Raw genomic sequence first — 8,756 nt, forward strand, 5'->3', positions numbered from 1 at the left:
GACTGCATCCACGGCGCCCGATTCACAAAATCGTCATGAGCAAAGGGGACTGGCGGATGGCTAACCCACTTGGGATCAAATTCGTTCTTGATCGCCAGAAGCCACTCATGATAATTCGGCCCGTATTGTGGCCCTGTCAAATAAAGTGGCTGGTGAGGTCCAAGCAGGGATGTGTAGTAGCGGTTCTTGATATTCATTTTTGATGTATCTACGTAGAATTGATCGACACCGTTGGCGTCTTCACGTTGATCCCAGTAGATAAGGAACTCGGAGTATCCCTGGTGCCCCATTTCAAAGCTTTGGAACCAGCCCGGATCACCAAAGTCTGGCATAAGTGGCGGTGTGTATTTCTTCTTGAGTTCTGCATAAGTCTCGCCATGAATAGTAGCTTGGGTAAGAGACTCGATAATATAGTCAACCGAGACATAAGAACCACACATCAGCCACATACCGGCTGAGTCTGCATTTTTAATCCAAGACTCGTCAGTGGGCTTGGTGCGCATCTCAATCCCACCTAGTTCTGTCATGATATCATTGAGAACATTTTCCTGATAGACCATATCCTCTTCTGAGGTAAAGCCGACAAGAAGCACTCGGACGATGTGAAAGTTCTTGAGAGTTTCCTCATCTTCTTTTAACCAGATGTCCCAGAACTCTTCCTTGTCCTCCGCCTTGGAGATGGCGCGCCAGAATAGGGGAACCTTGGTTAAAGCAGCAGCGATTTCAGCTTGGCCGATGTCGAACATAGCCTTAACCTGCTCTTTTTTGCCGGGCATACGGTAATTTATCCATTTTACCCGCTTGACCGGTAGATCCAGGGCTGTGTTAGGAGCGATGCCAGTAGGTACCAACGGTTCAGGTTGGAAGGGCAGAGTCTTGATAGCCATTTTGGTAACAATACCCAGGCAACCGCGCAATCCTGTAAAACCCCTTAATAGACCTCTCAGGTCAGGACCTGGACCTTCACCCCAGAAGGGATCATCACTTCCATCGGCGAGAGAACCCAGCTTGACAATTTCACCATCCGGGAGAACAAGTTCTGTGCCGAGAATACGCCTGTGAGGAAGACCGATCCTGTGACTCAGCGGTGACCATCCGTCACCGATTAGGTTAGCAATAGCCGAGCATTGCCCGCCACCGCCGCCAATGATAGTATAGGCACCTTTGTTTAAGGCCTCTTGCTGAATAGAAGATAAGATGACGCCAGAGCCTACATTAACAGAGAAGTGTTTTTCATCGATTTCAAAATCATTCATCCGTTTCATATCAATAATTAATTCATTATCCACATGGCAATGAGAACGAGGACCGTAGAAACCGGTTGAGTACGGCACATAAGGAACATCATAGCGATTGCAGATCTTGACTATCTTCTGCACTTCTTCGGTAGTCCTCGGCAAAACAACAGCATGAGGAATTGTTGTCATAACGCGCTCGTAGCCGAGACCATTTTCATAGCCCCCAGGTCCAGAACGGTATCCCTCGCAGATAGCTGGGTCTTCGGATATATACTTGGCTCCCACCGCTGATTCTAGGGCGCTATAAGCTTCTATTTTAAGACTCATTATTTACACCTCCTTATACTTCAATTGACGCCAGAATAAGTTCGGAAATATCCATGACTTTGACATTATCGCCGTCCTCTTTGGCAACCTGGGCAAAGTTGCTATTACAGCGCGGACAGGCAGATACGATAACTTCAGCGCCCACCGCTTTAACCTCATCCAGCCGATGGTTTGCTGAGAACTTGGCGAGTTCAGGGAAAGCCTCTTTCGTTCCCCGACCAGCTCCGCAGCAGAAGGCATTCTCGCGAATCCTAATCAATTCAACGAACTCCGCGCCGGGGATGGCCTTCAACACATTTCGGGCCTGCCCATATAGACCATGTCTACCGCGTCTTCTCCGAAGTCCTGGGAAGATCATACCCATCCAACCACGTTCCCCTTTATAGGGCGTCCAGGGATCACAGAGTCTGCTCACACCGCAGGCATCGTGGTATGTGAAGCGCAGGTCAACTGGTTTTGTCAATTTTAGTTTTCCGTCGGCTACCGCCTGATCCGCAAATTCTATGAGATGGATAACTTCAAAGCCAAGGTCTGCAGTAGCAATGTCCAGCAATTTCGGATAATCGACTTTCCAGGTACGATAACATTCAGCACAGCTTGTCACCAGTGTTTTAGCACCTGACGCCTTCACTGCAGCAATGTTTTCCAGGGCGATTGCCTTGGCTTCTTTAACCATACCTCCAGAGTAGAGCGTGTTACCACAACATTTTTCGTCTTTCATAAGCATGAAACTAACCCCAGCAGCGTTGAAGATCTTCGCTGTGGCTTGTGCAATACCAGGATTGGCATAGGCTGAGGAACAGCCAACATAATAGATAACTTCTGCCTTTTCAGCAACTTGGATGTCCTTGGTAAGCCACTTAACTCGGCTTTCAGAGGTACCGTATTGGTTTTGCGTAGTAGCAACATTTTGGGCGATTTTTTTATGGGCAGGCATAGGACCAGCGCCGTCATCGACAGCCTTGATTCTCAAGGCCTCCAGTGTCAGCCCTATTTCAAGGTCCAGATTACGTTTACAGGCTACATCACAGGCACCACAAAGTGGGTCAGCATAGATGATTTCCAGGAGTTTATCTGTCCATTCCAGCTTTCCACTTTCGATAGCTAAGCCAATTCTCATCTTACCCATGGCTCCGTAAGCATCGAAGTCATTCCACAGGTTACTAGGACATCTCGTATTGAATTTCACACCAGGATTGTACGTATGCTCAACCCAATAACAGCCTTTGCATTTAATACAATGCTGCATATCATAGACAAAATTGTTGAGGTTCGTGACTTCAAAAGCAACTGGCGTTTTGGGCGTTTCATAGCGGTCTTTCTTCATAAGATCAATGACTGACATATTGCCTCCTCCTTTCTTATTAGAAACAAAGGTTTCCAGGGTTCATAATATTGTTAGGATCAAACACTTTCTTCACACGCTTCAAGGCCATTGTATAGTTACCAGCACGATCAAATACGATTGGAGCCAGCTCACCATACGGTCTCGAGAAGAAAGCCCCTGCATCCATCAAGGCCAGTGAAGCTTCACGGTTCAACTTGGCAATCATGGTCTTTTCCTGTTCATTTTCCGGATCATAGAAAAAGTTAAACTCGACATGGCAAGCACGATTATGCTCGATAGGCTGAATATATTTACCGATATCAGCAAGAGGATAACCGTGTTTGGCAGCAACGGTTTCGACGATCTTGATAAAATCGGGTGCCTTTTCGGGTTTTGTGATGAAGAAGATATCCTGACATCCACCTCTAAGACGATTTTTCCAATACTTTACATCTGTTGGCCAAGGTGTCCTAAGCATAGGAAGAAGCTTTTTGCCTATCCCTGGAAAACCGGGAAGTTTATCAGAAAGAAGCATTTTGGGAAATTCGTTTCTTAAAACGTCTGTTAAAAACTTCTCTTCGTAGGCTATCTTCTCTTGAGGTCTTCTTAAAAGTCCGCCGATGGTCAGAACAAGTGTCCAGGGCGGAAGCTTAGCGCAAAGTGTGTCAAAATCCTCAACCTTATCGGCTACAATACCTGCCAGATCGACATTATTAAGAAGAAGGCATTCTTGGCCAATTCTTCTGGGCAGGATCCTATAGAGAAAATCGATAGCATTGGAGAGATCATCAATCGGAGCAAAGAATATCTTATCGATTTTGGGTATGGATTCAATTTTCATGCTCATCCAGGTGACAATACCCATAGTACCTTGGGCACCCTGCATAAATCGATAGAAGTCAAGGCCAGGTCCTGAAGGGTTCGCTCCTCGTGAATTTGATTCTGGGAAACCGTTAACACTGGCTGACCCCGATCTAAATATTGAACCGTTGGCCCAGACAATTTCCAGCGACTGAGTTGGCTCGCCATAATCATAGACGATACTCGTCGGTACTTCTCTTTCGAGGGCATCGGTCAATACTGACCGATCTGGGCGAGGTAGAAGCGGCATAATAGGACGCATACCCTTTTCCTTCAAAGCCTCTGTCAGCTGTTTCCAGGTTACACCCGCTTCAAACCTGACGAGGCGGTTAGAAAGATCTATTTCGAATAGTTTGTTCATCCTCAAAAGATCAAGGACAACGCCACCTTGTTTAGGTATCGTACTTCCATGTACATGTACTCTAGAACTGACGGGAACAACAGGGATATTCTTTTCGTTACAATACGTAACGACTTTTGCCACCTCTTCTGTGCTTCCTGGCCATACCACAGCATTGGGCGATGCTGAAGGAAGGAGACTTAAATCACTCGAATAACGAAGAAGGTCTTCTCTTGAATTGCTCACGTTTTCCTTCCCAACAATCTTTGCTAACTCATCCAGCATGAATTGTGTTCCTCCTTTCAAATATAAAGATACCTCCACAATTGTCCAACGGATCCCTTTTCTTATCTCAAATTATACGTTTAGTCATCCGTAACATCTATTGACGTTTTATTACAAACATTCTAGTAAACTGGCCTCGCTATTGTTAACTGTATACAAGAAAAGTCCGACTGCCAGTTTTCTGGCGGTCGGACTTTACACGATCGGAGAGTATGCTCCTGAGTCAATATAGGTACAACAAGATTTTCGTAGACCAGTATCATGACGATGTAAACACGTTTAACTAAAGTTGAACATCGAGACTTCAGTGACGAAAGCCTATAAGAGTTAGTTCTTCCAAAGGAAGTCTCCTTGATACCTATAAAGCTTAATGGCTAACTGGAGCTCCAGTCTTGTATCATTGTCAGTCAAATCAAGCGCAGAGATTTTCTCTGCCTTTTCCAAACGATATCTTAGGGAGTTAGGATGAATAAACAACTCTCTCGCTGCGCTTTGGATACAACAATTATGATTTAAATAACACTCCAGAGTATCAATAAGATTGATATTATTTTTCACCCCGTATGCGTAGAGTTTTCCAATAATGCTCCGAACGAAAACCGATAACGTTTGTTCGTTACCCGGGTGCATCAGACATTCCATTAATTTCAGGGAGTGATAGTAAATCACCCCTTCTTCACTTCCTAATTTGCGATCCGTAAACGAGAGTGCCTTAAAGGCTTCATCTAAGGCAACCTTATAATCTCGGGCATTATAACATTGACGGCCTACGCCTATTTTTATCTTGCAATTCGTATAAGTCATTTTTAGCGCTTCAAATAGTGCCAGCAGGTATTCTGTAATCACAGTGGTATCCAATAGGCTACCGTCAGACGATTGAAGTAACAATACTGCTTGTTCTTCGCTTATGGCGACTGCACTGGCATTCATAGAAAGGTCGCAGATGATGCTGCGCAAAACCCCTTCAATTTGTCGCTTTCCCAGTGCGGCGTTGATTTGGATGACACTCAAAACCGCCTCTCTTGAGAGATCAAAACCTGGGAGATTTTCTTTCTCATAGAAATTATTGGCCTCATCTTTATCATCAAATATAAGGCCGAAGATTAAGTTTTTCAGATATCTATCTTCTATGTCTACTTGTGCCTGGCGGCAGAGTTCCAACACCACTAAATTGTGCAGTACAACTCGGACAATTCTCATTTGTTCCCTGTTCAAGTTTTCTTTGAATATATTCAGATATTTCGTAATTTCACCTTTTATAATGATAGGAAATACCATTCTCGGAGAGGTGATTCCATACTCCGGCAACTCAGGTAATGTGACAGGTTGATGGGTACTCTGTAACAAACGGACATACTCCACTATCCTAGGGTCCACATGTTGTGGTTTCCAATATTTTATGCCAGTCCTTCTATCTGTGTTTGAAAAGGTAGGGGTGTCATAATAAGAACGTGCAAGTACTAGGAAATACTCATTTTCGATAAGGATGTTCGCTTGTAGTTTCTGGGCTAAGTAGTCGGTAATCCCTTGATAACCACCACCATTAATGATTATCTCCAAAAACTCGTCGTAAAGCCTATCCGCTTCCAAGTCACTGTCCTCAAATATCTTTCTCATAAACATCTGCTTATTCCACCCTAACCTTTTAAAATATAAATACTGAAAAAACTCACAAAAGATTATTTTTATAAGAATGCATAGCGTATTTAACTTTTCATTACTGCTTAGGCACTGATATTTACACTTTATTATAACACACTGAATTAGCTCAATAATCAGTGCGCACTGTACTATACCAAAATCTGTGAATTAATCTTGCATGGTTCAAGATATTTCGCGGATGGCGAACATTTTTTATGTTCGTCAACAGGAAGCTCTAGGATTAGGTCATGCTATCTTTTGCGCATGCAAGTTTATAGGAGATGAGCCTTTCGCAGTGTTGCTCGGGGATGATGTCCAGAAGATGCCCCCGCGACACGTTTAGCAATTATGGGACGTTATATTTTAAATCCAGAGATTTTTGGAATTTTAGAAAGCCTTCAGCCTGGTAAGGACGGAGAAATACAACTGACTGACGGTTTGCGTGAACTTAACAAAGTACATTAAAATTATTGCCTATGATTTTGAAGGACACAGATATGATGTAGGAGACAAATTAGGTTTCATTCAAGCTACAATTGAATACGGCTTAAGACATGATGATTTATCTGACGATTTAATGAACTATCTACGTGAACTCATACAGGTAAGTTCACTACTAAAGTAACCTTGTCAATAGAGAGCGATGTTAAGGCCGTTGAACCAGCACCTTCAGAACATATGACTAGAGGATGCCTCAACTATTTGAGTCATCCTCGCGCTGATCTCTGCTCTTCCGACTTGCAACTTCTGTCAAATACCGCGTCTCCCGTGATTACCGAAGTCCAATATGATTATCTATTAATTACATTAACCTTCTGACCCGTGTTATGACTAGTACCATTGTTCTCGTTTTTGGCCTCAGCTTCAGCTACAGCCTCAGCTTCTACTTCGTCGTCCTCTTCGTCGTCGTCGTCCTCTTCGTCGTCGTCGTCCTCTTCGTCGTCGTCCTCTTCGTCGTCGTCGTCCTCTTCGTCGTCGTCGTCCTCTTCGTCGTCGTCCTCTTCGTCGTCGTCGTCCTCTTCGTCGTCGTCATCCTCTTCGTCGTCGCCGTCTTCTTCTTCTTCGTCCTCTTCGTCGACGTCATCCCCAGAAAAATCGATTTTAATTTGTTCTCCATTTTTAAACTCTACTTTGACTTTTTCAATATCGTCTCCATTTGTAATTACTTCATAAAGTTGTCTGAGTAATTCTTCTTTGTACATAATCTCTTACCTTTCTTCAATAAATTTTCGGCCAAACTACAGTTCTACCCTATAGAATGTGTAGGTAGAAGATTCTTTGTGTATTATATGACCGCTTTTATAAATTGGTACTAATTGCAGAGAATGTCATTGATCTGTTCTTCTAATCCCGATTTCAAAGAGCTTAATGGATAATAGTTTAATAATGTTTGCGCTTTCGATATATCTGCCCAAGTATCCTTCGGATCTCCATGAAGCTGTTCCATAAATTTCAGATTGGCCCTTTCGTTGAGTAAATTTTCAAGTATCGCTATGACTTCTAAGATGGAAGCTCGTTCCTTTCCACCAATATTGATGGTTTCCCCGATCACTCCATCTGCATGAAGAGCTGTAACAGTTCCTTCCACACAATCCCTGATAAAGGTAAAATCACGGGTTTGCTTTCCATCTCCATAAATACTAAGGGGTTTGCGATGCAAAATAGCATTAATAAATCGATGAAAAGCCATATCTGATCGTTGTCTTGGACCAAACAGGGTAAAATATCTTAAAATAACAATGGGAATCCCGTAACTTAGTTGATATACCTTACATAGATATTCAGCAGTCAACTTACTTACGCCATAAGGAGAAAGTGGAGTTGGAATAGAATCTTCTGCTACTTTTCCTACTTTCTCCCCATAAACTGAAGACGTTGAAATATAGATAAATTTTTTAAGCGGAAAATTCCGTACAGCTTCTAATAAAATTTGAGTGGCTGAGATATTATGGTCCACATATGCTTGAAAATCAGTTCCCCAACTTGTGCGAACACCAGGCATTGCCGCTAAATGGTAGACTACTTGAACTCCGTCGAGAATTGACTCTAAGTTAGCTTCACGAAGATCAACTTGATGAAATCGAAAACGAGGATGGGCAAGCAGCCAAGTTAGATTCCTTTCTTTTGTTTGCTTAAGCGAAGGATTAATAAATCCATCAATCCCAATCACCTCAGTCTCGTCGAATTGGAGTAATCGTTCACAAAGGTGTGAACCGATAAAGCCAGCGGCTCCAGTCACTAATACTTTCATTGTTTTCCAACCCCCAAGTAAACTAATCCTTGTCTTCTGACAAGTTTTTCATCAATACAGTTTCGAGCATCAAGGACAATAGATCCCTTCATTCTCAATTTTACTTCTGACCAATCACTTTCTAAAAATTGAGGCCATTCAGTTGAGATAATTAAAGCATCTGAATCCGTAACCGATTCATATTGATCAGTATGGGAATGAACACATGGTAACTCAAGCTGTACCATGGGATCGTGTGTGTGAACTCGACAGCCCTTTTCAATAAGCTTGTTGATAAGAGTAATTGCTGGAGATGAACGTAAATCGTCCGTACCGGGTTTAAAGGTCACTCCCCAAACTGTAATCTGTTTTTCCGTTAGATCCGGAAGTTCTGTCTTCAGTTTATTCAAGTACAGCTCAATTTGAGCGGCATTTACTTCCCTGACAGCATCAAGTAGTTTCGTTTCTACTTTTTTCCTTGACGCTGAGTGCTTGAGAGAACTAAGA

7 protein-coding genes and 1 pseudogene are annotated in these 8,756 nt (G+C 43.1%); 1 reads left to right on the forward strand and 7 read right to left on the reverse strand.

All coding sequences use genetic code 11. From position 1 onward, the window contains the following. The 4 genes from UF75_RS23240 to UF75_RS23255 form a co-directional block, all read right to left on the reverse strand. On the reverse strand, nt 1-1,565 hold a 1,565-nt coding region (locus UF75_RS23240), incomplete at its 3' end, for an FAD-binding oxidoreductase (protein WP_045576903.1). 13 nt (nt 1,566-1,578) lie between these two features. Then, nucleotides 1,579-2,910, reverse strand: coding sequence for a (Fe-S)-binding protein (locus UF75_RS23245; protein ID WP_045576904.1), 1,332 nt, complete (start codon nt 2,908-2,910; stop codon nt 1,579-1,581). A 19-nt stretch (nt 2,911-2,929) separates the two neighbouring features. After that, nucleotides 2,930-4,378, reverse strand: a complete 1,449-nt coding sequence (locus UF75_RS23250; RefSeq protein WP_045576905.1) for an FAD-binding oxidoreductase — start codon at nt 4,376-4,378, stop codon at nt 2,930-2,932. A 327-nt stretch (nt 4,379-4,705) separates the two neighbouring features. Next, complete coding sequence (locus UF75_RS23255; protein WP_045576906.1) at nt 4,706-6,001, reverse strand: helix-turn-helix domain-containing protein; 1,296 nt, start codon at nt 5,999-6,001, stop codon at nt 4,706-4,708. Between the two features lie 196 nt (nt 6,002-6,197). On the opposite strand from UF75_RS23255, the pseudogene UF75_RS27695 reads away from it, so the two are divergent. Continuing rightward, nucleotides 6,198-6,644, forward strand: a pseudogene (locus tag UF75_RS27695) (UTP--glucose-1-phosphate uridylyltransferase); the annotation flags it as partial. Nucleotides 6,645-6,810: 166 nt separating this feature from the next. Here UF75_RS27695 and UF75_RS29450 read toward each other — a convergent pair. From UF75_RS29450 to UF75_RS23275, 3 genes are all read right to left on the reverse strand, one after another. Continuing rightward, a complete protein-coding gene (locus UF75_RS29450) occupies nt 6,811-7,221 on the reverse strand; it encodes a hypothetical protein (protein ID WP_052693561.1) in 411 nt (136 codons plus the stop codon). Between the two features lie 110 nt (nt 7,222-7,331). Next, nucleotides 7,332-8,270, reverse strand: a complete 939-nt coding sequence (locus UF75_RS23270; RefSeq protein ID WP_045576907.1) for an NAD-dependent epimerase/dehydratase family protein — start codon at nt 8,268-8,270, stop codon at nt 7,332-7,334. After that, a partial coding sequence (locus UF75_RS23275; protein WP_045576908.1) for a UDP binding domain-containing protein occupies nt 8,267-8,756 on the reverse strand: 490 nt, incomplete at its 5' end. The genes UF75_RS23270 and UF75_RS23275, both read right to left, overlap by 4 nt.

The organism is Desulfosporosinus sp. I2, assembly GCF_000960765.1.
Lineage (GTDB): Bacteria > Bacillota > Desulfitobacteriia > Desulfitobacteriales > Desulfitobacteriaceae > Desulfosporosinus.